This is a genomic window from Bacteroides thetaiotaomicron VPI-5482 (genome assembly GCF_000011065.1).
Lineage (GTDB): Bacteria > Bacteroidota > Bacteroidia > Bacteroidales > Bacteroidaceae > Bacteroides > Bacteroides thetaiotaomicron.
Map to the genome: position 1 here is coordinate 5,697,904 of NC_004663.1, position 23,333 is coordinate 5,721,236.

The window sequence follows — 23,333 nt, forward strand, 5'->3', positions numbered from 1 at the left end:
TGTGTTTTTAATTTTTATGCATCCAGATAGAAAGAACTTTTCGCTTCACAGCCAGTATATTAATGACTGATACGATGAGGAATAAAAGAATACCCATACTGACAGCTGCCCATAACGAACCGGTTTCCAGTTGCGGGAAGAGGAGTCTGATACTCTCTATGTAATAGCTGCGCAGCCAGCATACCAATCCGACAGATAAAATCAGTACGATGATGTTCAGTCCTACGGTCAGTATCTGATAAGGCAGCGCCACTCTGTTGGGGCTGTAGCCTATCAGAAGCAGGCTTTCGAGCTTGGTTGTATTCTTTTGGAGCAGTAAGAATATGCTGAGCATCAGGATATAGAATGACAGGATACTGATGAATAAACCTACTCCCAGCACAATACCTACGATAAGGCGAAGGAAATAAGTAGTCTTTCCGGCATCCAGTTTCCCGTCTTCCGTCTCGTAGCCTTTCTTTTGAAAGTAGCTGGCAATCGAAGAGTCGGCGGGATTGCTGACCTCGATGATCAGTCGGGCAGGTTGTGCCTCCGCGTCAGGGGCGAAGTTCTTGTTGGCCCAGTTCATGAAAGACTGCGGAACGAGAATCGTATTCAGACGGTTGGAAAAACCGACGATGTTTCCCTTGTATTGTTCTACCCGTCCGTTGCCCCGCATCATGATGTCCATCTGAATAAGTCCCATCAGTCCTTCTGACAACTTAGGCAGACTGCGGCTTTGAGCGAAACCGAAGTTATACAGATTCAGATAATTGCGTGGGATGATGATGGGAATGGTATGTGTTTCTTCGTCGAAGTGCCATTTATCGAGTTTGATATCTACAAATTCATCGGGAACTGACTCGAAGAACATATCCGTAGAGAGATGAATACCCGCTTCCTGCATTCCCAATCCTGCCGAAACTTTGAATTGAGAAGGGGTGAAAGCTCCTATCGTTTTGGTAAACGACTGTTTTTTCAGATCGGCGATGTCATCGGGAGAGAACGTATTGCTTTTTCCGGCAAAAGACCCGAGCGTACTGATTTTCTTGGTTGCTATGATGAAGTCTTTTTTCATAAAGCTGTCTCCTTCGGTGAATACGGGAATGACATCTTTGTAAAACTGTACGCTGAGCAATACAATCATCATGCCGAACAAGTTGGCTAAAAAGAAACCGGCTAACTGACCGATACTGATATGTTGGCGGAGAAGTTTCCAGACAAGGGTATTCATTATTTTGTATTTTTATATTTTTAGGCGCGAATGACGCAGATTCTATTATAGTTGAAGCACCTTCTTGTATGGCAGTTCGATATGTTTGCCAATGGACGTGGCGATGACTCCGGCACCTTGTTTTCCGGCTTCGTCAATGATGATTTCTCCCATGATGCGGCTGTTCTCATCATCCAAATGGCTGATAGGCTCATCCAGAAACAGGAAGTCGAACGGCTGGCAGAATGCACGGATAAAAGCGACCCGTTGTTGTTGGCCGAAAGAAAGTTTTCCGGCTTTCACGTTCAGTTTATCTGAGATACCCAGCTTCTCGAATAATGAAAGAATCTCTTTTTTCTTCTTGTGTCCGGTAAGGTTATTCTTCAGTTGTACGTTTTCTATCGCTGTAAGTTCGGTGAAGATACGCAAGTCTTGAAAAAGCATACTCAGTGAATGCTTTCTCAGGTCTACCCATTGCTTCACGGAATATGCTTTGATATTGGTTTCATCGAAATTGATAATTCCTTGATAATCGTTGCGATAGCCGTAAAGATAGCTGCACAACGATGATTTTCCGGTGCCTGAGGCGGCTTCTATCAGATACATTTCTCCTTTCCGGAAGATAAGGTCCTGATGCCATACATCAGAGGTCACCGAATTACGGTCAGCAAACACTTGGGGAAGTGTTTGCTGTAAGTGAATACTATTCATGCCGTTCATTGACGAATTACATGCCGGCGAATTGCTTGGCAAAATCTACGATTTGTTTGAGGGCATTGACATCTTTGTCTTTCAGGCAAAGGTCTGTTTCGCTTGTTTCTCCTTCCGAACTAACGGATAAATAAGAAACTTTGGAAGCGAGATCAGAATAAGTCTTGAACTCCTTGCCTCCGAAGCCTACCAGCATCTTTACGACCGGTAAATCCAGTATGGCTTCTGCATTGATGGCCATAAATACGGTCTTGCCTTTCATGTCTGCTGCGTAAGGAGCGTCTTTGATCGATTTGTCAACCGTTTTGCCAATGCTCTTGTAGAGCAGTTCGTCATTGGTAGCATACATCTGTTTGTCCTTGATGCCGAAAAATATATTCATGCCTCTTGTTTTGTAGACATACTCGTCTTTGCCCAGTTCCATGATGTCTTCTCCTTTTCTCATGCCCAGTGACTGCTTGTTCTTGTAAAGAGCTTCAAGAGCATTCCCATTCTTTACATCAGCATAAGCAAGAAAAGTAGGGGCACTGTTCATGGTTACATTGATCAGCCCGGCAGAGATATCGCCGTTGAATGAACTGAACAGTTCTTTTACTTCATCCGCTTTGGCGATAGACACAGTGCTGCGGAATTCTTTATTCTCACTCAACAGATTGTAAAGTCCGTCTCCTTTTACGCCCATATTGATGAACATCAGCGTAGATGCCGGAAAGTATTTCACGAATGTGCCGTTTGTCTTTCCAAATGATTCCATTTGTTTTTTCAGAAGCGCTTTGACGGCGTCGTTCTCCGTGTAGTTTTCTGTTTTAAGGGCGATCTTGCCTTTTTCGAAGTTCAGTCCGCCTAGGATGGTAATGTCTTCCGGTTTGATTTCAGAAGGAAGTCCCATGCTGATCTGGCTTCTGTAAGTAGAAGGGATTGCTGACATGGAGGCGAAGAAGTTGATATCACTCTTTTGCTTGGCTATTTTCTGGAAGGCTCCGGATTTCGCAATGCTGTTGTCGGCAGTCTGTTTCATTAGTTTGGTGATGGCTTCTTTGGCTGCTTCTGTCTGAGAAGTTCTGCTGGCAGAGATAATGATTGCAGTGGTTTCATTGAAAGCAAGCAAGTTTCCGTTCAGGGTAGTGAAGCTATATCCGTCCGCTTCGCTGACCGGCTGGCAGATTTGTTCTTTTGCCATCACATCGAGGGAAGCGTGCAAATCGTCTTCATTGCTGACTTTGGCAACGAATGCACCACCGGAAATTTGGGGAGAGCTAAAGATATAGATCGGTGCTTCCGGATCCAGACCGGATGCTCCCGGATTGTTGATCACCTTCTCCAACTGTTGGAAAGTGGCAGCATTCATCCCGCTTTTCATTGCTTCCAGCAGTTTCTGTTTAGCAGCTTCATTTTCTTTGTCGTTCATTCCGGCTTTGTTGGCCAGTGATTTCAAATCAATAGAGGCAACAGCCGTAGCGTCTGCCGGTATTACGTTCGTATATTCCGTTTGTTTGGAACATGCTGCCAGAAACACAATCAGTACTGCCAGTACCGAGAGCCGTGAGATCATTTTCTTTGCCATACTCATACTATTTAAAAGTTATTATTGGTTCAATAAGTTCATTGTGTGGCAAGCCACGAGTGCCGCTGTCTCTGTCCGAAGCCGTGATTTACCCAAGCTGATGGGAGTGAATCCGCATTCGATGGCTTTCTTCACTTCCTCTTCGCTGAAGTCTCCTTCGGGACCGATCAGAACGAGAGCATCTTCTCCTGCTTTCAGTACATTTTTCAGCTGAGGCTTTTCGCCTTCGTAACAGTGAGCAATAAATTTCTGACCTTGAAACTCTTGTGCAATGAACTTGTCGAAGTCCGTCATTTCGTTGAGTTTCGGCAGGCGAGCCTTAAGAGATTGCTTGATGGCTGATATCAGAATCTTTTCGATCCGTTCGGTTTTAATCACCTTGCGTTCGGAAAAACGGCAGTTGAGAAAAGTCAGTTCGTCAAATCCGATTTCCGTAGCTTTCTCGGCAAGCCATTCATTGCGGTCCATATTTTTGGTCGGCGCCATGGCAATGTGCAGATGACACGGCCAGAGCGGTTCCTGAAAGATTGTTTCTTTGATGGCTACAAGGCAACGCTTGTTGGTTGCAACCGTGATTTCTGCTTTATAGAAATGTCCCTTACCGTCCGTAAGAGTGATTTCGTCTCCGATACCCAACCGCAGGACGCGGGTACAATGTTGTGCTTCCTCTTCCGGAAGTTCGTAGTTTTTCTGTATATCGGGAGTATAAAATACGTGCATAATTGGTTAGTGGTTTTGATTTCTTGAATTGATCCGGTCGCGTATCTTGGCAGCCAGTTCGTAATTCTCGTCTTTGATTGCTTGATCCAATGCTTCTTCGAGTGACATTGAAGTAACGTTGCGAGGCAGATCCCGCTTCTTTTCGTCTTCCGCTTCTTCATCAGACTCTTCAGGATGTCTTCTTTCCTCGTTCGATATCCGAAGGCATTCCTGTTCCAGAATGGATTCATAAATGAGGATCGGACATTCAGCACGGATTGCCATACCGACAGCATCCGAGGTACGTGTATCGATACGTATAATTTCTTCGTCTTTTTTAAGGTAAATGTAGGAATAGAAAATACCGTCCTTCGCCTTGTAGATCAATACGCGGAGCAAACTAGCTCCTAATACGCCGATAATGGTCATGAACAGGTCGTGTGTCAGAGGGCGGGGAGTTTTGACCCCCTTCATATACAGGGCGGTTGCCTGAGCTTCAGCGGGACCTATGATGATAGGCAGTTGCCGTTCACCGTTCACTTCACCCAACAGTAGGGCAAAAGCGCCTACTTGCGCTTGGCTATTTGTGATATTTAAAACTTGTAATTCTACTTTTTTGTCCATTGTTCTTTTTTACTTAATTTACTTTATTCTCTCGTTGGTGTTTGTACTTGAATACCAGAGCAAACAGGATGCCGATCACCAGTGCATACGCCGCAAAGATAAACCAGATGTCCGGCCATTCACGGCTCACTAGTTTGCCATCAGCATATACTGAGAATGCGTCTACGACAGCACCGCTGGCATATCCTCCGATGATGGCACCCAACCCGTTGGTCATCATAAAGAACAACCCCTGGGCACTGGCACGGATGGAGGAACTGGTTTCTTGTTCAACAAACAACGAACCTGAAATGTTGAAGAAGTCGAACGCCATACCATACACGATCATGGAAAGAATCAGCATCCACAGACCGGAACCCGGATCTCCGAAGCCAAACAGCCCGAACCGGAATACCCAGGCGAACATACTGATCAGCATCACTTGCTTGATGCCGAAATGTCTCAGGAAGAATGGTATAGCGAGAATAAATAATGTTTCAGACATTTGAGAAATAGACAGCAGGATCACCGAATGTTTTACTCCGAAAGAATCTGCAAACTCCGGAATACTGGCGAAGCTCCCGAGGAAAAGGTCACCATACGTGTTGGTGATCTGCAATGCTGCTCCTAAAAGCATGGAGAACAGGAAGAAAATAGCCATTTTCTTTCTTTTGAATAATACGAATGCATCCAGTCCGAAGGAAGAAAGTAATGTTTTCTTTTCTGTCTTGGCCGGTTTGCATGCCGGCAGGGTGAAAGAGTATAAACCCAGCAAGAGTGCGGATGCACCGCCTACATAAAGTTGTGCGCTGGAATTCTTGAATCCGGTAAGGTCTACTGCCCACATGGCGCAGATAAAACCAATCGTTCCCCATACACGGATAGGAGGGAAGTCCTTGATCAGGTCGCATTTATATTGTTCCAGTGCATTGTATGAAACGGTATTGGCCAGTGACAGGGTAGGCATATATACCAATAAATTGAGTAGCATAGCCCAATACATCTGGTCATAATTCGTAACGGTAGAGGCATAGAAAAGACAAGCTGCCCCTGCGATGTGGCAAAGTCCGTATAAACGTTCGGCATTGAACCATTTATCGGCGATAATACCAATGATGCCGGGCATGACTAAAGAGGCAATACCCATGGTGGCGAAGATGGCACCGATCTGTCCTCCTTCGAAGTGGAGTTCTCTGCCCATGTAACCCCCTAGTGAAATTAACCATGACCCCCATACAAAGAATTGCAGGAAGTTCATAATGATCAAACGAACTTTTATACTCATGACTTTTCTAATTTGTGTTTCTCTTTTTACGTTAATAATAGATGCAAATATAATATTTTCGTTGATTGGGTGGACAAGTTAATCGATAAAAAGGGGATAAAAAAGCCATAAATGCGAAGAATAGTGAAGAATTACTGTTAAAAAGAGGGTGGATAGGCATATAAAAAAAGAAGGCTATCTATCCCAGACAGCCAATCTTTATTAACCTTAAATCTAATACCATGAAAAACACAGTGCAAATATAAAGGGTTTTATGTTATAGAACATAATGATTTGCCGAAAAACTTCTATTTGTTAACTCTAATTAACTTTGAAACTATTATTTTTCTTTTATTCACCCCTTGTTTATGCAAGTTCATGGTGTTTATGACATATATTACTCTACATAGAGTACCAGCCCTTTCAGGTATTCTCCTTCGGGATGGTATATATTTACCGGGTGGTCGGCAGGCTGGGTTAGTTGGTGCAGGATACGTACACTACGTCCTGACATAGCAGCAGCGGTAAACACAGCTGTGCGGAAATTATCCTTGGTTACCACCTGAGAGCAGGAGAAAGTAAACAGGATGCCGCCCGGTTTGATCTTTTCGAATGCTTTGGCATTCAGTTTCCGGTAACCTTGCAAGGCATTCCGCAAAGCATCCTTATGCTTGGCAAATGCAGGCGGGTCGAGGATTATCAAATCGTATTGGTCGCCCATGCGGTCAAGGTATTTGAAAGCATCTTCGGCGAAAGCTTCGTGACGCGCATCGCCGGGGAAATTCAGTTCTACGTTTTTGTTAGTCAGATCGATTGCTTTGGCAGAACTGTCAACGGAATGTACCAGCTTTGCACCTCCACGCATAGCGTAGAAGGAGAAACCGCCGGTGTAGCAGAACATATTCAGTACCGAACGGTCTTTAGAATAATGCTCCAGCAGTGAACGGTTTTCGCGTTGGTCTACGAAGAATCCTGTCTTTTGGCCTTTCAGCCAGTCTACATGGAACTTCAGGCCGTATTCCCGTGCGATATTATCGCTGCTTCCTCCTTTAAGGAAACCGTTTTCGGGAAAAAGATCTGCCTTAAAAGGCAGTGTAGTCTCCGATTTATAATAGATATTTTCGATCTTGTCACCCATTACTTCCGACAGGGCTTCGGCGATAGTCATGCGGTCTACATGCATTCCTGCGGAGTGCGCCTGCATGACGGCAGTCCGGGCATAAATGTCAATGACCAGCCCAGGCAGATTGTCTCCCTCACCGTGTACAAGACGGTAGGTGTCATTGGTGGGATTGACTGCGATACCGATTCCACAACGCATATCATAGGCAATTTGCAGTTTACGTTTCCAGAAATCGTGGTCGATGGGTTCCTGACGGAAAGAGAGCACACGTACGGCGATACTTCCGATCTGGAAATGTCCTTCGGCTATAAATTCCTTCTTCGAAGTGTATACTTCTACAACTTCACCTTCTTCGGGTTCTCCATCGAAACGAGCGATTGCTCCGGAGAAAATCCAGGGATGAAATCTTTTTAAAGACTCTTCTTTGCCGGGTTTGAGGTATACTTTATGCATGTTGTTTAAAATGCTATTTTATCAGTTATTAATTAGTCTTTTATCGGTCATTTGTCAGCGATTGGCGGGAGCATTTGCGTCAACCTCTTCTTCTACAGGGAGGCTTTCGACCTCGTAGTTGCCGGTTCGTTTCAGTTCCTGCAACAGGTTGTAGATGTTGAGGCAAGCCCAGGCATCGGTAGCGGCATATTGTTTCTGTCCGTCGCTCAGTACGTCCGCTTCCCAGTTGGACAGCCGTTGTGATTTGGAAATCTTTTCTTTGAACAGGATTGCATAAATCTTTTGCAGACTTTTGTCCTGTATGCCGAACTGGCGTACATAGTCTTGCAGTTCGATGCAGCTCTGTTGGGTAAAAGGTGCACGTTTGTGCAGCATCATAAAGTCGTCTTTGAGCGACAGTCCTACTTTGATAACAGCCGGATTTTCCAGCAGGTCGACCAAAGGTTGGGTGAGTCCGGTCATATTGAGGCGGAACAGGAAACAGCATTCGTCTGAAGAAATCTGCAGAAGTGCTACTTTATGACTTTGTCCTTTGGTGAAGGATGGGCGCGTTTCGCTATCGATACCCAGTATCGGCTGAGATTGCAGGTAAGCTACTGCTTTTTCTGTTTCCGCTTCCGACTGGATCACATGGATTCGTCCCGGAAATACAGTTTTCGGGAGTTCCTTTAGTTCGTCTTTATTTATACTTCTTCTTACTATCATTTTTGTTTATTCGTCATTACGACAATGGCAACCGTCCTCATGACAATGACATTCGTCGTCGTGGCAGTGACAACCGTCTTCTTCACAACAATAGTCGTCATCGCTTAGTTCGTTATTCTCTTCCTCGTTGTCTTCTTCGTCATTCTCATTCTGCTGGTTATACTTCACATCGTGAAGGGCACGCAGAGTGTTTACCAACTTCTGTCCCCACAGCAGACCGAAGTTTTCCTGGCAGATGGCCAACGAGTCGTTCATGGTTTCGTTCAGTCCCAGCTGGAAGACGAAAATAAAATCTTTGATATCCTGATAGATATCCGCCAAATCTTCCGAGACGGACTTTTTGATAGGCTGGTCACTGTACACCATATCCTGTACGAAAACGTCCAGATAATCATCCTTTTCACCCATCAGCCCTGCTAGATTGATACGCAGAATCTCGTAAATTTCCTCCGTCACATACGTTTCGGGTGCCTCGTCTCCGATTGTTTCACACTTCGGAAGCAAGGATGCTTTGAGATAGAGCAGGGGAAGTATTTTTAAGGACGTGTCGACAAAAGCTTTGCGCTTCATGTGTTCGGCACGTTCGAGGAATGCGCAAAATTCGGCGGCTACCGTTACGAACTCGATCACATTCTTTTCAAATATCGTTTGGCTTTCTTTTTCCATAATCAGATTGATTTGAATCGCAAAGGTAAGAAAAAGGATTGAATGAGAGTACTGCTCGTTATTTTTTTATTATTTTTGCGGCTTATAATACGGATTCCAATTTATTTAAAGAATAAAGACTCATGGCAAAAAAGAAAATAGATAAGGAGGCTGAACGCACTCCGTCTTCTCCCGGAAAGATTGTATCAATTTTTAAGAATGAAACCGTTCATTTTGTGCTCGGATTGATGCTGGTGATCTTTTCCGTTTATCTTTTGTTGGCTTTTTCTTCCTTCTTCTTTACGGGGGCGGCCGACCAAAGTATTATCGACAGCGGCAGCTCGGCAGACCTTGCGGCGGTTAATAATAATGTAAAAAACTATGCCGGATCTCGCGGAGCACAGTTAGCTAGCTATCTGATAAATGACTGCTTCGGGATATCTTCTTTCTTTATCCTCGTCTTTCTGGCGGTGGCAGGATTGAAACTGATGCGGGTGCGCATTGTCCGTCTGTGGAAATGGTTTATCGGTTGTACATTATTATTGGTGTGGTTCTCCGTATTCTTCGGCTTCGCTTTGATGGATCATTATCAGGATTCTTTCATTTATCTGGGAGGTATGCACGGTTACAATGTAAGCCGCTGGCTGGTTTCGCAGGTGGGAGTTCCCGGAGTATGGATGATCCTGCTGATAACGGCTGTCTGCTTCTTTATATATATAAGTGCACGGACAGTAATCTGGTTGCGCAAACTTTTTGCTCTGAGTTTCCTCAAACGTCAGAAGAAAGAAGAAGAAAAGGAGACTGCGGCAGAAGGAACACAGGAGTTCACGACCTCGCAACCGCAGGAAGTGGAGTTCAATCTGAAACGTACTTATAAGCAAACACCTCCTCCTGCTCCCGTGATGGATATACAGGCAGAAGAGCCGAAAGAAGAATCTCCGGTCAACGCACCGGAACCGGACGACGAACTTCCTTCTGCTGATGAGGCGGAAGGGGTGACTATGGTCTTTGAACCGACCGTAAGCGATGTGGTTCCTCCAATTGCTCAGGATGAATTGCCGGGTGAGGATGAACCCGGATTTCAGGTAGAGACAGCTGCGTCGGAAGAAGAATATCAGGGTCCGGAGCAAGAACCTTATAATCCGATGAAGGATCTGGAAAATTACCGTTTCCCGACAATCGACTTGATGAAGCATTTTGAGAATGACGATCCGACGATCGACATGGACGAGCAGAATGCGAATAAAGACCGTATCATTAATACATTGCGCAGCTTTGGCATTGAAATCAGTACGATCAAAGCTACGGTAGGTCCTACGGTGACTCTTTATGAAATCACTCCTGAACAGGGTGTGCGTATCTCGAAGATTCGTGGCTTGGAGGATGATATCGCCCTGAGCTTGTCGGCGGATGGTATTCGTATCATTGCTCCGATACCGGGTAAGGGAACCATCGGTATCGAAGTTCCGAACAAGAATCCGAAGATTGTATCCGGTCAGAGCGTGATTGGAAGCAAGAAGTTCCAGGAATCCAGATTTGACTTGCCGATTGTACTGGGTAAGACGATCACGAACGAAGTGTTCATGTTCGACCTTTGCAAGATGCCGCACGTGTTGGTGGCAGGTGCTACCGGTCAGGGTAAGTCTGTCGGCTTGAATGCAATCATTACCTCCTTATTATATAAGAAACATCCGGCTGAACTGAAATTTGTGCTGGTCGACCCGAAGAAGGTGGAGTTCAGCATTTACTCCGTCATTGAAAACCATTTTCTGGCCAAACTTCCTGATGGAGGCGAACCGATTATTACGGACGTGACCAAGGTAGTGCAAACGCTGAATTCTGTTTGTGTGGAAATGGATACACGCTATGACCTCTTGAAGATGGCTCATGTACGTAATGTCAAGGAGTATAATGAGAAGTTTATCAACCGCCGCCTCAATCCGGAGAAAGGACATAAGTTTATGCCGTATATCGTGGTGGTGATCGACGAGTTCGGAGATTTGATCATGACTGCCGGTAAGGAAGTGGAACTTCCGATTGCCCGTATTGCGCAGTTGGCACGTGCGGTCGGTATTCATATGATCATCGCTACGCAGCGTCCGACAACGAATATCATTACAGGTACGATCAAGGCGAACTTCCCCGCACGTATTGCGTTCCGTGTATCCGCCATGATGGATTCCCGTACGATTCTTGACCGTCCGGGGGCAAACCGCCTGATTGGTAAGGGAGATATGCTCTTCCTGCAAGGTGCTGATCCGGTACGTGTGCAGTGTGCCTTTATCGATACGCCGGAAGTGGAGGAGATCACGAAATTTATTGCTCGTCAGCAGAGTTATCCTACTCCGTTCTTCCTGCCCGAGTATGTGAGCGAAGACAGCGGCAGTGAAGTGGGCGACATTGATATGGGACGTCTCGATCCGTTGTTTGAGGATGCGGCACGCTTGGTGGTCATCCATCAGCAAGGTTCCACTTCGTTAATTCAACGTAAATTTGCTATCGGTTACAATCGTGCCGGACGTATCATGGACCAGCTTGAAAAGGCGGGAATCGTCGGACCTACACAGGGAAGCAAGGCTCGTGACGTACTCTGTGTCGACGATAATGATCTTGAAATGCGTTTGAACAATTTACAATAACAGATCGTTTATTAATCAAATGAAGAAATACATTTTTAGTGTTTTAATAGCTTTACTGTCACTGCCTGTGATTGCTCAACAACAGCAGTCGCAGGCTAAAGCTGTTCTGGAGAAGACGGCCGAAGCGTTTAAGAAGGCAGGTGGTGTGAGGGCCGATTTTACCTTGAAGGCTGTCAATGACGGTCGTTTGGAAGGGCGGGAGAACGGTATCATTCAGTTGAAGGGCGAGAAGTTTATGCTGAAGACTTCCGAGACCACCACTTGGTTTGACGGGAAAACACAGTGGAGCTACATGGTGAGAAATGATGAAGTGAATGTCAGCAATCCCACTCAGGAAGAGTTGCAGCAGATCAATCCGTATACCTTTCTTTATATGTATCAGAAAGGATTCTCTTATAAGCTGGGAACTGTGAAGACATATCAGGGTAAAGCTGTTTGGGAAGTGATTCTGACTGCCAATGATAAAAAGCAAGAGTTGGAAAGCATTACGCTTTATGTGACGAAGAGTACGTATGAACCGGTTTACATTCAGCTTCAGCAACGTGGTCAGCAAACGCGTAATGAGATTACCGTGACAGCTTATCAGACCGGACTGGATTATGCGGATCATGTTTTCACTTTCGACCGGAAGGCATACCCCACTGCGGAAGTGATAGACTTACGATAGAATATTCTTTTGAGTAAGAGACGAGATAGTTGGAATATAAAACAATAATATAACAATAAAATGGCAGAAATAGAAAAAGTAAAATGCCTGATTATAGGCTCAGGGCCTGCCGGATATACGGCAGCGATCTATGCAGGACGTGCTAACCTTTGTCCGGTGCTTTATGAAGGATTGCAGCCCGGTGGTCAGTTGACGACTACCACGGATGTGGAGAACTTCCCCGGTTATCCGGAAGGAATCAGTGGTCCGCAGTTGATGGAAGATTTACGCGCGCAAGCCAGCCGTTTCGGAACGGACGTCCGTTTCGGTATTGCGACAGCGGCAGATTTGAGCAAAGCTCCTTATCAAATAACGATTGACGGCGATAAGGTGATTGAAACGGAAGCATTGATCATCTCTACCGGAGCTACGGCCAAATACCTGGGGCTGGAAGACGAAAAGAAATACGCCGGAATGGGAGTCAGCGCTTGTGCTACTTGTGACGGTTTCTTCTACCGGAAGAAGGTCGTTGCAGTGGTGGGCGGTGGAGATACAGCCTGTGAGGAAGCGATCTATCTGGCTGGTCTGGCATCCAAAGTATATCTGGTGGTTCGCAAACCTTACCTGCGTGCATCGAAGATTATGCAGGAACGTGTGCAGAAGCACGAGAAGATTGAAGTACTTTTCGAACACAATGTAGTCGGCCTGTTTGGCGATAACGGCGTAGAAGGTATGAATGTTGTGAAGCGTTGGGGCGAATCGGACGAAGAACGTTACAGCCTGCCTATCGACGGTTTCTTCCTGGCTATCGGTCACAAACCGAATTCGGATATTTTCAAAGAGTATATCGACACTGACGAAGTGGGTTACATTATTACAGATGGTGACAGCCCCCGTACGAAAGTTCCCGGAGTATTCGCAGCGGGAGATGTGGCTGATCCGCATTACCGTCAGGCTATTACAGCAGCGGGAAGTGGCTGTAAGGCTGCTATCGAGGCGGAACGTTATCTTTCTGCAAAGGGAATTATTTAAAGATGAAGCAAGGCGGAATGCTTTGCATGGAATAAATAAGAACTGAATCAATAAAAAAAACGGTGGACATGAGCAACAAGCTGCATGTCCACCGTTTTTTGTTATGTCACAGGCATTAATATGCCTCGATTTCGTCTATCCACAATTCGGCAGGAATGACTTCCGGACCGTTGTTCTTTTTGAAATTGACGCCATTACGCAAGGTACCGCCATTTTTGATTTTTACTTTCAGGAAAGTGGCTTGTGTCGGTTCAAATTCGATAGAGTCGGTGAATGCGATTCTTCCCGTTTCCGGACAATCATGCTTCAAGGCCTTTTCGGCTATCTGAGTATATTGCTGACCGTCGGCAGATACTTCTACGGCAACTCCTCCGGCAGGGAGCATTCTCATGGCAGGATTAAACAAGGAGCCGAAGACCACTTTTCTTACTTCCGTCGGTTTGTCCAGATGGACGATGAATTCCAGGTCTTTACCTTCTACGATTGCGAAACTGGACCACGGAGTGTAAGAAGCATTGTTACCTCTCTTTCCATTTGTCAGACCGAAAGTTGTTTTGTCAGCTCCCAATACATCATTGTCGCCGAAAATATCCCCTGTCCATCCCATTGTATAATTGACGGTAAATGGTTTTCCTGCCAGCAGATTGCCATACAATGGCTTGTTGGTAACTTTGCCCAGCATCTTGCCGTCTTTGAAAGCAGCAGCTTTCAAGTCGATGTTTCCTTCAAGCACGAAAGGCTGTTCATACAGTGTAGAACCGTAAGTCGGTTCGCTGCCGTCTGTGGTGTATCTGATTTCCGCATTCGGGTAGAATGTTTCCAGCAATACCATCAACGGACCGTTTTCATCCGCATGCGTATTGATGTTTACGTCGAAGAAGTTGAGGCAGGGTTTGGTATCCATGACTTCCAGGCGCTCAAATTCCGTAACCATGCGTTCGCAGAAACTCTTCCAGTTTTTGTTGGCATCCAGTGTCCATCCCGTTTCCGCGATAGCCATCGCACGTGGGAAGGCCTGATAATCTACCCGGTCGGAAGTTTTCATATACTCTCTCCAGAGGTTGCCTTGCATACCGATGATATGTTTCTTCACCAGTTCGTCGGCATTATCCGGAACAGGATTGTAGCTATAAGTCTTCTTCAGCGTTGTGTATCCGCCGATGGTAGTCGGGGCGATTTCCGGATCTTCCTGATAGAAGTCCAGATAAGCATAAGGCATGGGAGCCATGATTGCGTTGTGTCCTGCTTTGGCCGCATTCAATCCGCCTTCAACGCCACGCCATGACAAGACAGTGGCGTTTGGAGCCAGGCCGCCTTCCAAAATCTCGTCCCAGCCGATGATATTGCGTCCTTTACCGTTCAGGTATTTTTCCATGCGGGTAACGAAGTAACTTTGCAGTTTATCTTCCTTGCTGTGCTTCACTCCGTCCACTTTGCTGGGAGTCGCGTCATCTTTCAAGCCTAACTGACGAATCAACTGCTGGCAGAAAGTACTGTTCTTCCAGGCTGTTTTGGGGCATTCGTCTCCTCCGATATGAATGTACTCGCTGGGAAATAATTCGACTACCTCGTCCATGACTCCTTCAAAGAACTTGAAAGTGGTCTCGCTCGGGCAGAATACCTGTTCGAATACGCCCCACGTAGGTGATACTTTATATGTCTGTGTAGAATCACAAGACAATTCGGGGTAAGCAGCCAGAGCCGCCAATGCATGCCCCGGCATTTCTATTTCGGGGATTACATTGATATATTTGCTTGCAGCATAAGCTACCACCTCTTTTATCTGTTCCTGTGTGTAATATCCTCCGTGTTCTATTCCGTCGAATACTTGCGGATAGTTCACATAATAATAGTCTACCAGCGTTTTTTCGCGTTTGGAACCTATCTCTGTCAGTTTCGGATATTTCTTGATTTCGATTCTCCATCCCTGATCGTCCGTCAGATGCCAGTGAAAAACGTTCATCTTGTTCATTGCCAGCAGGTCGATAAATTTGTAGATATACTCTATCGGTGCGTAATGACGGCAAACGTCCAACATCAGTCCGCGATGTACAAAGCGGGGAGCGTCTTCGATCTCTACAGCCGGAACAGACCAGTCGGCTTTCTTCTTCAGCTCTTTTCCGTATACGGCGGGAGGAAGAAGCTGATAAATAGTCTGCACACCATAGAAAAATCCATTTGGCTGGGAAGCTGTGACTGTAATAAGGGTGGGGGTGACAGACAGCTTGTAACCTTCTTTAGGCATACCTTCTTGTAGTACGAAACTGATAGCAGGCTTTCCATCCACGCTTTCGGCCTCTGTCAGAGAGATTCCGGCAGTCTGTTTCAGCTGTTCGGCAAAGCCGTCGGCTACCTTTTTAACTTCCGGAGCATCAGACGGAACTACCAGCCGGACCTTGTTGCTCAGTTCGAAGCGGCCTTCTTTGGGAACAAGCTGGTTGGGTTGCGGAACGATGTTGTACTCGTTCGTCACTTCTTTTGGCTTCTGACAACTGGGGGTAATCATGAGCAAGGATAAAAGAAGAAGGGAAATACTTTTCTTCATGGTCTGAAATTGTGTTAAGTTATTAATATATTGACAGGACAAATGTACTTGTTTAATTGGTAAGTTCCAACAGTATAGAAATAAAAAAGCCGATGTGACGAACATCGGCTTCCAGTTAAAGTTTCAGATCACTTTTTATGATCGTATAAGGTCTGTATTATCCTATCTTGCTTATTTTCTTGAGTTTTTCTTCTTCGATGATCTTGATCTTTCTTCCGTCAATGGTGATCAGACGTTCCGTAGCGAACTGTGATAAGGTACGGATGGCGTTCGAGGTGGTCATGTTCGACAGATTTGCCAGGTCTTCACGGGAAAGATAAATACTCAATGTCGATCCGTCTTCTTCCAGTCCATAGCTCTCTTTGAGGAAAATCAGCGATTCTGCCAGACGTCCACGGATATGTTTCTGTGTCAGGCTGACGGTACGTTCGTCGGAAATGCCGAGATCGATAGAAAGCTGGCGGATAAAAAACATGGCTAAATCGTTGTTTTGAGCGACCAGCGTGGTGATGGCAGTCATGGGGATGAGACAGATAACAGAAGGTTCGAAAGCGGCGGCGGCAGTTACGAAGTCTTCCTTTGCGAAGTATGCACGGTACGCAAAGTATTCCCGCTGTTTAATCATGCGGATAATCTGACTTCTACCTCCTACACCATCTTTGAAGATTTTGACTTTGCCGGTAATGAGGCACATCAAATGAGAGGGAGTCTCCCCTTCGCAGTAGATGGTTTCGTTCTTTTTGTAGGTCTGTATCGTATAATTGTTCATCAGAAACTCCCTTTGTTCGTTATTCAAAGGAGCTAACAAATCGGATAATGGTTCCGAAATATCGATGTCTGACATGTTCATTTTTACCATGGGTGCTACAAAACTGTGTTATACAGCACAAAAGTAGAAAGAAAAAATGAGAAAATGAACGAATCTATAAAAAGATTGCACAAAAGTAGGTTCTTTCGTGCAATCTTCAGGAGTTTTTTATTTGGTGAACAAGAGTTCCCTATACTTGGGCAGCGGCCATATTTCGTCGTCTACCTCCATCTCCAGATGGTCGATATGATCGCGGATTTTATCGAGGTAAGGACGCACTTTTTCTTCGTATTCGAATGCCCTCTCTTTGTAGTTATCTTTGTGATTGGCTACTTTTCGGGCTTCGGTCATTTCGCGTACCAGTACTTTGATGGAAGTCACCCGGTGCGAGATTTCACGAATCAGTTCTTTGCGGTCAGCGCTCAATACTTCGTATTCTTCCGGAGAGAAGATTTCTTTCATTTTGCACAGATTCTCTAGCAGCCGGTTCTGGTAGGTGACAGCCGTCGGCACGATGTGGTTGATGGCGAGGTCGCCCAATACACGCCCCTCGATCTGTACCTTCATGGTGTATTTTTCCAGTTCTACTTCGAGACGGCTGTTCAGTTCGGTTTCGTTGAAGATGCGTTCGCCGATCAGTACCGATTTCGACTGGTTGTCTACGTAGTGCATCAGCGCTTCCGGCACGTGGCAGATGTTGGTCAGTCCGCGGCGGGCAGCTTCCTGTCTCCATTCTTCGGAGTAACCGTCGCCTTCAAAGCGGATGGCTTCGGAAGCGATGATGGTTTCTTTCAGCAGGCGGAAGATAGCTTCGTCTTTGCCCACTCCTTCTTCCATCAGTTTCTCCACTGATGCGCGGAATTCGTTCAACTGGTTGGCCATGGCGGCGTTGATGGCGATCATGGCGGCGGCACAGTTGGAAGAAGAGCCGGCGGCACGGAACTCAAAGCGGTTTCCGGTGAAGGCAAAAGGAGAAGTACGGTTGCGGTCGGTAGTATCGAGCAGGATTTCCGGGATACGTCCGATTCCCAGTTTCAGCGTAGTCTTTTCTTCCGGTGTCATTTTCTCATTTCCTACCTGGCGTACGATTTCGTCGAGGGTTGCCGAGAGTTGTGAACCGAGGAAGCAGGAGAGGATGGCGGGAGGAGCTTCGTTCGCTCCCAGACGGTAGCTGTTGCTGGCACTCATGATGGAGGCACGCAGCAGGTCCTGGTTCTTGTATACCATCATCAGTACGTTTACCAGGAAAGTAAGGAACAGCATATTGCCTTTCGGGTTCTTTCCGGGGGCAAACAGGTTGATGCCGGTGTCGGTGCAGAGCGACCAGTTATTATGTTTGCCGGAGCCGTTAACGCTGCTATATGGTTTTTCGTGCAGCAATACATTGAAGTGATGCTTGCGTGCGATACGCTTCATCAAGTCCATGACAAGCTGGTTGTGGTCGTTTGCCAGGTTGCAGTTTTCGAAGATGGGAGCCAGCTCGAACTGGTTGGGAGCTACTTCGTTGTGACGGGTCTTGGCAGGGATGCCCAGTTTGTGACATTCGATTTCGAGTTCCTTCATAAATGCGGTGACACGTGGAGGAATGGAGCCGAAATAGTGGTCTTCCAACTGTTGGTCTTTGGCGGAAGAGTGTCCCATCAAGGTACGTCCGGTCAGACAAAGGTCGGGACGTGCATTATATAAGGAGGAGTCTACGAGGAAATATTCCTGTTCCCATCCTAAGTTGGTAAAGACGCGTGTTACGTTCTTGTCGAATAGCTGGCAAACCTCCGTAGCAGCTTTGTCTACAGCAGCAAGTGCTTTCAGAAGCGGAGTCTTGTAATCCAGCGCTTCGCCTGTGTAAGAGATAAAGATCGTAGGGATACAGAGCGTGGTATCTACTACGAATGCCGGAGAAGAAACGTCCCATGCGGTATATCCGCGAGCTTCGAATGTATTACGGATACCGCCATTGGGGAAAGAAGAAGCGTCCGGTTCTTGCTGAATCAGCAGTTTTCCGGAGAATCGTTCAATGACTCCGCCGTCTTCGCCGAATTCGATAAAGCCGTCATGCTTTTCGGCGGTTCCGTCTGTCAGAGGCTGAAACCAGTGTGTGTAGTGGGTGACGTTGAGCGACTTGGCCCAGCTCTTCATGCCGTTGGCAATCAGGTCGGCTATTTCACGGCTGATCGGTGTACCTTTTTCGATTGCATCGGTAACAGCCTTATAGGCTTCCTTCGGAAGATACTCCTGCATCTTCTTGCGGTCGAATACGTGGCTACCATAATAATCAGAGAGTTTGTTGGAAGGGGCAGTAACTTCCAGCGGCTTCCGGTTGGAAAGTTCTTGTAATGCGTAAAATCTCATTTTTGACATAAATCGTCTTCTTTTTATCGGTTGATGGCGCAAAAATATATGTTTTTTCTGAAAGTACCCCTATTTTAAAGGGGGTATTTTCGGAAAATGATATATTTTTCTGAAGAATACCCCCTCCTTATAGGATTGATTCGTCTCTGAATCACCTTTTGTCCATCACGGCACTTTTTGATTATAACCGATTAAGAGATGGATTCCAGTATTTCCTGCTGTCCGTCCTTGTTTTTCTGTCGGTCGATTTCTGCAGCCATCTGTTTGACTAGTATTTCTACCTGCATATAATGCTTGTTTATGTTTCTGTATAGCAGCTTCATTGTAGTACTGTCCATAGCCATTTGGGTGAGGAACTGTAAATGTTTTCCCATCGAGGCGTTCATTTGCATATGCGTTTTTTTATCCTATACTAAATTTAGTCCCGGCTTGTGCAATAAATAATACTTTGGAGTGCATAAATTAATTCGTCCGCCTATAGCCGGATGCAAGTTTGCCTATAGTCGACGTTGCGTTTGCCTATAGGCGGACGAAACGTTGCCTATAGCCGGACGAATTAATTCATGCACTCGAAGATATTATTTTTTATAGAGAAAATGTTTATTGTATTCTACTGTAATGATTGAAGAAATTGGGAAGTGGATTTAATAAGTAGAAAAATGTCCATGAAAACTGATATGATGCGTGGCATTGAGAAAGGATTTTCCTTGCTAACGCTTTTTTGCAGCTTAATTCCCTTGCTTTTCGATATTCTTTTTTATATTTGCCTACAATAAACAAGGAGATACGACGATTGAAATATAAGATATTGATAGGATGTATGTTGTGCTTGTTCTCTTTTATTCCGAAGGGGGCAGCCAATCTTGTTCTTAATCCTTATACAAGTCAGGAGATATCTGCTGATTCCATCATTGAGCGTGTCATGACTTTTGCTCCCTCTTATGAAAGTATAGTGAGCGACTATCGCGCGAACCTATATATAAAGGGTAAGATGAATATTCAGAAGAAGAATTTTATCCTCCGGTACGTTCCTTCGATGTTTCGCTTGCAGAAGGGGGTACGTGAATACTTGCTCGAAACGTATAGTGACCTGCATTATACAGCTCCCAATATCTATGACCAGAAAGTTAAGGCATCACAAGGCACTGTGAGAGGAAACAGGGGACTGCCGGGATTACTTGAATATTTTAGTGTCAATATCTACTCATCTTCTCTTCTGAATGACGAACGCTTGCTGTCTCCGCTTGCCAAGAACGGGCAGAAATACTACAAATACCGGATAGACAGTGTGATGGGCGATCCCAATAATCTCGACTACCGGATACGTTTCATTCCCCGTACCAAGAGCGACCAGCTGGTGGGCGGCTATATGATTGTCAGCAGCAATGTATGGAGCGTGCGTGAAATCCGTTTTTCGGGGCGGTCGGAACTGATTACGTTTACTTGCTGGATCAAGATGGGGGAAGTAGGAAAGAAAGATGAATTTCTCCCGATACGTTATGACGTGGAGGCCCTTTTTAAGTTCCTGGGAAATAAGGTGGACGGCAATTATACCGCCTCGCTGGACTATAAATCGATAGAACTGAAAGAAAGAAAGGTTCGGAAGAAAGAGAAGAAAAAGTATAATCTGTCGGAATCATTCTCCTTGCAGTGCGATACGAATGCCTATAAAACAGATGCGTCCACGTTCGGCGTGCTACGCCCCATCCCTTTGAGTGAAGGAGAAAAGCAACTTTACAAAGATTATACATACAGGCGGGATACCGTGTCGGTGCAACAGAAAACCAAGAGTCAGGCTTTCTGGGGAACGATGGGCGACCTGATGGTGGAAGATTATAAATTCAACCTGTCCAATATCGGAAGTGTCCGCTTCTCGCCGTTTATCAATCCGCTTTTGTTCAGTTATAGCGGAAGCAACGGATTGTCGTACCGGCAGGACTTCCGTTACAATCGGATTTTCAGAGGTGACAAGTGGCTCCGCATCGTGCCCAAACTGGGTTATAACTTTACACGGAAAGAGTTCTACTGGTCGTTGAATGCCGACTTTGAGTACTGGCCGCAAAAACGGGGCTTTTTCCGGCTGAGTGTGGGTAATGGTAACCGCATCTATAGCAGCAAGATGCTGGACGAACTGAAAGCGATGCCGGACAGTATCTTTAATTTCGACCTCATCCATCTGGATTATTTCAAGGACTTGTATTTCAACTTCCGGCATAGTTTTGAAATTACCAACGGACTGGATATCAGCCTCGGTTTCTCGGCACACAAGAGAACAGCCGTCGAGAAATCCCGTTTTGTGATTACGGGTGACTATCCGATGCCTCCGCCGGAATTTATGGAACGCTTCAGAAATACCTATATCAGCTTTGCCCCGCGCATCCGGGTGGAATGGACTCCGGCGCTTTATTATTATATGAACGGAAAGCGTAAGATCAATCTCCGTTCTGACTATCCGACATTTTCGGTGGACTATGAACGGGGGATAGAAGGAGTATTCAAAAGTACCGGAGAATATGAACGGATAGAATTCGATCTTCAACATAAGATTCAGCTGGGACTGATGCGAAATATTTATTATCGTTTCGGCTTCGGGGCATTTACCAATCAGGATGAACTGTACTTTGTGGACTTTGCCAATTTTGCCCGTCATAATCTGCCGGTAGGGTGGAATGATGAAATCGGCGGTGTGTTTCAAGTGCTCGACGGACGTTGGTATAACTCCTCCCGCCGCTATGTACGCGGACATTTCACTTATGAGGCCCCTTTCCTCATTCTCCGGCATTTGATGAAATATACCCGCTATGTGCAGAACGAACGTCTTTATATCAGTGCGCTCTCTATGCCGCACCTTCAGCCTTACCTTGAAGTGGGCTACGGCATCGGTACGCACGTCTTTGATGTGGGAGTATTCGTCAGCAGTGAGAACTGGAAATTCAGCGGGATCGGATGTAAATTTACTTTCGAGTTGTTCAACCGATAGTTTTTCTTTGTAATAATTGCATAATGTGTATAAAATACATATCTTTGTAAGGAAGAGGATGAGGAAAAATTTAGCAGATAAGAGGTGTAGTCGCCTCGCAGGCACAGGTGTTTTCCTAGAAAATAAATACCTAGGTATAAATACCTAAATTTATTTTAGTAAAATCTCGTCCTCTTCTTCTCCTTTTTATATATGCAACAACAAGATGGACGGAATTTTAATTACGATACTTATTGTTACCGGTTTTCTGATTTATAAATTGATTTCTTCGAGCCGGAAACAGGAAGGATACAAGAGATGGAAAGCAACAGGCAGCGGTAATACTACTAACGAAGAGACTTCCAAAAACAAATGGGAACATGGAGCCTGGCTCAGGCATGCTCTAGGAGTAGTCACTCCTAAAACGAGAACATGTCCTGTATTTGATGAAGAGGCGGTGGTGTGGTGTGCCAATCTGTTGGGAATAGAGGTGATGAGGCTGAAAGAGATACTGCAGGATGTCTCTTCTCATTATCGGGAGTTCTGGATCAGAAAGCGGAGAGGGGGATACCGCATGATCTCTGCTCCGGACAAGGAACTGAAAGCCATTCAAGATACTATTTATCACCGTATATTACTGTCTGTAAATGTGCATCCTGCCGCTACGGGATTCCGGCGTCAGCATTCCATCGTCGATAACGTCCGTCCCCATTTGGGAAAACGCTATGTCTTGAAGACGGACATCCACGATTTCTTTATTTCCATACGCAGTCCGAGGGTGAAGAAGACTTTCGAAAAGATCGGTTATCCGAAGAATATATCGAAAGTGCTGGGCGAGTTGTGTTGTATGCGCCGGCATTTGCCGCAAGGAGCGTCTACCAGTCCGGTGCTGAGCAACATCATCGCTTATGAGATGGACCGGAAACTGGCGGCGATGGCGGAAGAATTCGGGCTGACTTACAGTCGTTATGCCGACGACCTTACCTTTTCGGGCGATGTCTTTCCGAAAGATCAGGTGCTTGCCCGGGTCAAGGAAATCATCAGGGAAGAGAAGTTTGAACCGAATCATCAGAAAACCCGTTTTCTGAATGAGTATGACAGGAAGATAATCACGGGCGTATCCGTCAGCTCCGGTGTGAAGCTGACCATTCCTAAAGCCCGAAAGAGAGAGATTCGCAAGAATGTCTATTTCATTCTGACGAAGGGACTGGCGGAACATCAACGCAGAATCGGTTCCCATGATCCTGCCTATCTGAAACGGTTGATAGGATCGCTTTGTTATTGGCGTTCCATAGAACCGGATAACACGTATGTATCCGATTCTATCGCTACTCTGAAACGTCTGCAGAATGGTTCTTGACGGATGGCGGTGGCTGTTTGTGCCTGCCGTTCCGTA

At 45.7% G+C, this 23,333-nt stretch carries 17 protein-coding genes and 1 pseudogene; 5 read left to right on the top strand and 13 right to left on the bottom strand.

Annotated elements, in window-relative coordinates:
* Nucleotides 1-7: 7 nt before the first annotated feature.
* The 9 genes from BT_RS21835 to BT_RS21875 form a co-directional block, all read right to left on the bottom strand.
* Nucleotides 8-1,213, bottom strand: coding sequence for a hypothetical protein (locus BT_RS21835; protein ID WP_011109198.1), 1,206 nt, complete (start codon nt 1,211-1,213; stop codon nt 8-10).
* Between the two features lie 45 nt (nt 1,214-1,258).
* Nucleotides 1,259-1,903, bottom strand: a complete 645-nt coding sequence (locus BT_RS21840) for an ATP-binding cassette domain-containing protein (protein WP_032840608.1) — start codon at nt 1,901-1,903, stop codon at nt 1,259-1,261.
* 16 nt (nt 1,904-1,919) lie between these two features.
* On the bottom strand, nt 1,920-3,467 hold the full coding sequence (locus tag BT_RS21845; protein ID WP_011109199.1) for a DUF4836 family protein: 1,548 nt from the start codon (nt 3,465-3,467) through the stop codon (nt 1,920-1,922).
* Nucleotides 3,468-3,488: 21 nt separating this feature from the next.
* Nucleotides 3,489-4,187 carry a 16S rRNA (uracil(1498)-N(3))-methyltransferase gene (locus BT_RS21850; protein WP_008760001.1) on the bottom strand — a complete coding sequence of 233 codons (699 nt, stop codon included), beginning with the start codon at nt 4,185-4,187 and terminating at the stop codon, nt 3,489-3,491.
* A 6-nt stretch (nt 4,188-4,193) separates the two neighbouring features.
* Nucleotides 4,194-4,790 (bottom strand): bifunctional nuclease family protein, encoded by a 597-nt coding sequence (locus tag BT_RS21855; RefSeq protein ID WP_011109200.1) that lies wholly within the window; start codon nt 4,788-4,790, stop codon nt 4,194-4,196.
* Between the two features lie 13 nt (nt 4,791-4,803).
* Nucleotides 4,804-6,054: a nucleoside permease gene (locus BT_RS21860; RefSeq protein WP_008760003.1), complete on the bottom strand. Its 1,251-nt coding sequence runs from the start codon at nt 6,052-6,054 to the stop codon at nt 4,804-4,806.
* Nucleotides 6,055-6,430: 376 nt separating this feature from the next.
* Nucleotides 6,431-7,609: a class I SAM-dependent rRNA methyltransferase gene (locus BT_RS21865; protein WP_008760004.1), complete on the bottom strand. Its 1,179-nt coding sequence runs from the start codon at nt 7,607-7,609 to the stop codon at nt 6,431-6,433.
* Between the two features lie 54 nt (nt 7,610-7,663).
* Entirely contained in the window at nt 7,664-8,314 is a 651-nt protein-coding gene (locus BT_RS21870) for a 3'-5' exonuclease (RefSeq protein WP_008760005.1), read from the bottom strand.
* Nucleotides 8,315-8,320: 6 nt separating this feature from the next.
* Complete coding sequence (locus BT_RS21875) at nt 8,321-8,980, bottom strand: DUF5063 domain-containing protein (RefSeq protein WP_011109201.1); 660 nt, start codon at nt 8,978-8,980, stop codon at nt 8,321-8,323.
* 122 nt (nt 8,981-9,102) lie between these two features.
* On the opposite strand from BT_RS21875, the gene BT_RS21880 reads away from it, so the two are divergent.
* The 3 genes from BT_RS21880 to trxB are packed head-to-tail and all read left to right on the top strand — an operon-like array spanning nt 9,103 to nt 13,276.
* Nucleotides 9,103-11,598, top strand: coding sequence for a DNA translocase FtsK (locus tag BT_RS21880; RefSeq protein WP_011109202.1), 2,496 nt, complete (start codon nt 9,103-9,105; stop codon nt 11,596-11,598).
* Between the two features lie 19 nt (nt 11,599-11,617).
* On the top strand, nt 11,618-12,265 hold the full coding sequence (locus tag BT_RS21885) for a LolA-like putative outer membrane lipoprotein chaperone (RefSeq protein WP_011109203.1): 648 nt from the start codon (nt 11,618-11,620) through the stop codon (nt 12,263-12,265).
* A 60-nt stretch (nt 12,266-12,325) separates the two neighbouring features.
* Nucleotides 12,326-13,276, top strand: a complete 951-nt coding sequence (gene trxB, locus BT_RS21890) for a thioredoxin-disulfide reductase (RefSeq protein ID WP_011109204.1) — start codon at nt 12,326-12,328, stop codon at nt 13,274-13,276.
* A 115-nt stretch (nt 13,277-13,391) separates the two neighbouring features.
* Here trxB and BT_RS21895 read toward each other — a convergent pair whose 3' ends face one another.
* The 4 genes and pseudogenes from BT_RS21895 to BT_RS21910 form a co-directional block, all read right to left on the bottom strand.
* Nucleotides 13,392-15,821 (bottom strand): beta-N-acetylhexosaminidase, encoded by a 2,430-nt coding sequence (locus BT_RS21895; RefSeq protein WP_062695564.1) that lies wholly within the window; start codon nt 15,819-15,821, stop codon nt 13,392-13,394.
* 157 nt (nt 15,822-15,978) lie between these two features.
* On the bottom strand, nt 15,979-16,680 hold the full coding sequence (locus tag BT_RS21900) for a Crp/Fnr family transcriptional regulator (RefSeq protein WP_011109206.1): 702 nt from the start codon (nt 16,678-16,680) through the stop codon (nt 15,979-15,981).
* Nucleotides 16,681-16,797: 117 nt separating this feature from the next.
* Complete coding sequence (locus BT_RS21905; RefSeq protein WP_008764507.1) at nt 16,798-18,987, bottom strand: glutamine synthetase III; 2,190 nt, start codon at nt 18,985-18,987, stop codon at nt 16,798-16,800.
* Between the two features lie 182 nt (nt 18,988-19,169).
* Nucleotides 19,170-19,382, bottom strand: a pseudogene (locus tag BT_RS21910) (hypothetical protein); the annotation flags it as partial.
* A 416-nt stretch (nt 19,383-19,798) separates the two neighbouring features.
* Between BT_RS21910 and BT_RS21915 the strand changes: the two are divergent.
* Both BT_RS21915 and BT_RS21920 read left to right on the top strand, forming a co-directional pair.
* Nucleotides 19,799-21,958: a DUF5686 family protein gene (locus tag BT_RS21915; protein ID WP_011109207.1), complete on the top strand. Its 2,160-nt coding sequence runs from the start codon at nt 19,799-19,801 to the stop codon at nt 21,956-21,958.
* A gap of 205 nt (nt 21,959-22,163) precedes the next feature.
* The gene (locus tag BT_RS21920) at nt 22,164-23,297 is read left to right on the top strand and encodes a retron St85 family RNA-directed DNA polymerase (RefSeq protein ID WP_011109208.1); all 1,134 of its coding nucleotides are present in this window, start codon (nt 22,164-22,166) and stop codon (nt 23,295-23,297) included.
* Nucleotides 23,298-23,333: the final 36 nt, after the last annotated feature.

Excerpts from the sequence above, each read along its gene's own strand:
- BT_RS21835 (WP_011109198.1), bottom strand. The coding sequence starts at position 1,213 with ATGAATACCCTTGTCTGGAAACTTCTCCGCCAACATATCAGTATCGGT.
- BT_RS21840 (WP_032840608.1), bottom strand. The coding sequence starts at position 1,903 with ATGAATAGTATTCACTTACAGCAAACACTTCCCCAAGTGTTTGCTGAC.
- BT_RS21845 (WP_011109199.1), bottom strand. The coding sequence starts at position 3,467 with ATGGCAAAGAAAATGATCTCACGGCTCTCGGTACTGGCAGTACTGATT.
- BT_RS21850 (WP_008760001.1), bottom strand. The coding sequence starts at position 4,187 with ATGCACGTATTTTATACTCCCGATATACAGAAAAACTACGAACTTCCG.
- BT_RS21855 (WP_011109200.1), bottom strand. The coding sequence starts at position 4,790 with ATGGACAAAAAAGTAGAATTACAAGTTTTAAATATCACAAATAGCCAA.
- BT_RS21860 (WP_008760003.1), bottom strand. The coding sequence starts at position 6,054 with ATGAGTATAAAAGTTCGTTTGATCATTATGAACTTCCTGCAATTCTTT.
- BT_RS21865 (WP_008760004.1), bottom strand. The coding sequence starts at position 7,609 with ATGCATAAAGTATACCTCAAACCCGGCAAAGAAGAGTCTTTAAAAAGA.
- BT_RS21870 (WP_008760005.1), bottom strand. The coding sequence starts at position 8,314 with ATGATAGTAAGAAGAAGTATAAATAAAGACGAACTAAAGGAACTCCCG.
- BT_RS21875 (WP_011109201.1), bottom strand. The coding sequence starts at position 8,980 with ATGGAAAAAGAAAGCCAAACGATATTTGAAAAGAATGTGATCGAGTTC.
- BT_RS21880 (WP_011109202.1), top strand. The coding sequence starts at position 9,103 with ATGGCAAAAAAGAAAATAGATAAGGAGGCTGAACGCACTCCGTCTTCT.
- BT_RS21885 (WP_011109203.1), top strand. The coding sequence starts at position 11,618 with ATGAAGAAATACATTTTTAGTGTTTTAATAGCTTTACTGTCACTGCCT.
- trxB (WP_011109204.1), top strand. The coding sequence starts at position 12,326 with ATGGCAGAAATAGAAAAAGTAAAATGCCTGATTATAGGCTCAGGGCCT.
- BT_RS21895 (WP_062695564.1), bottom strand. The coding sequence starts at position 15,821 with ATGAAGAAAAGTATTTCCCTTCTTCTTTTATCCTTGCTCATGATTACC.
- BT_RS21900 (WP_011109206.1), bottom strand. The coding sequence starts at position 16,680 with ATGGTAAAAATGAACATGTCAGACATCGATATTTCGGAACCATTATCC.
- BT_RS21905 (WP_008764507.1), bottom strand. The coding sequence starts at position 18,987 with ATGTCAAAAATGAGATTTTACGCATTACAAGAACTTTCCAACCGGAAG.
- BT_RS21915 (WP_011109207.1), top strand. The coding sequence starts at position 19,799 with ATGTTGTGCTTGTTCTCTTTTATTCCGAAGGGGGCAGCCAATCTTGTT.
- BT_RS21920 (WP_011109208.1), top strand. The coding sequence starts at position 22,164 with ATGGACGGAATTTTAATTACGATACTTATTGTTACCGGTTTTCTGATT.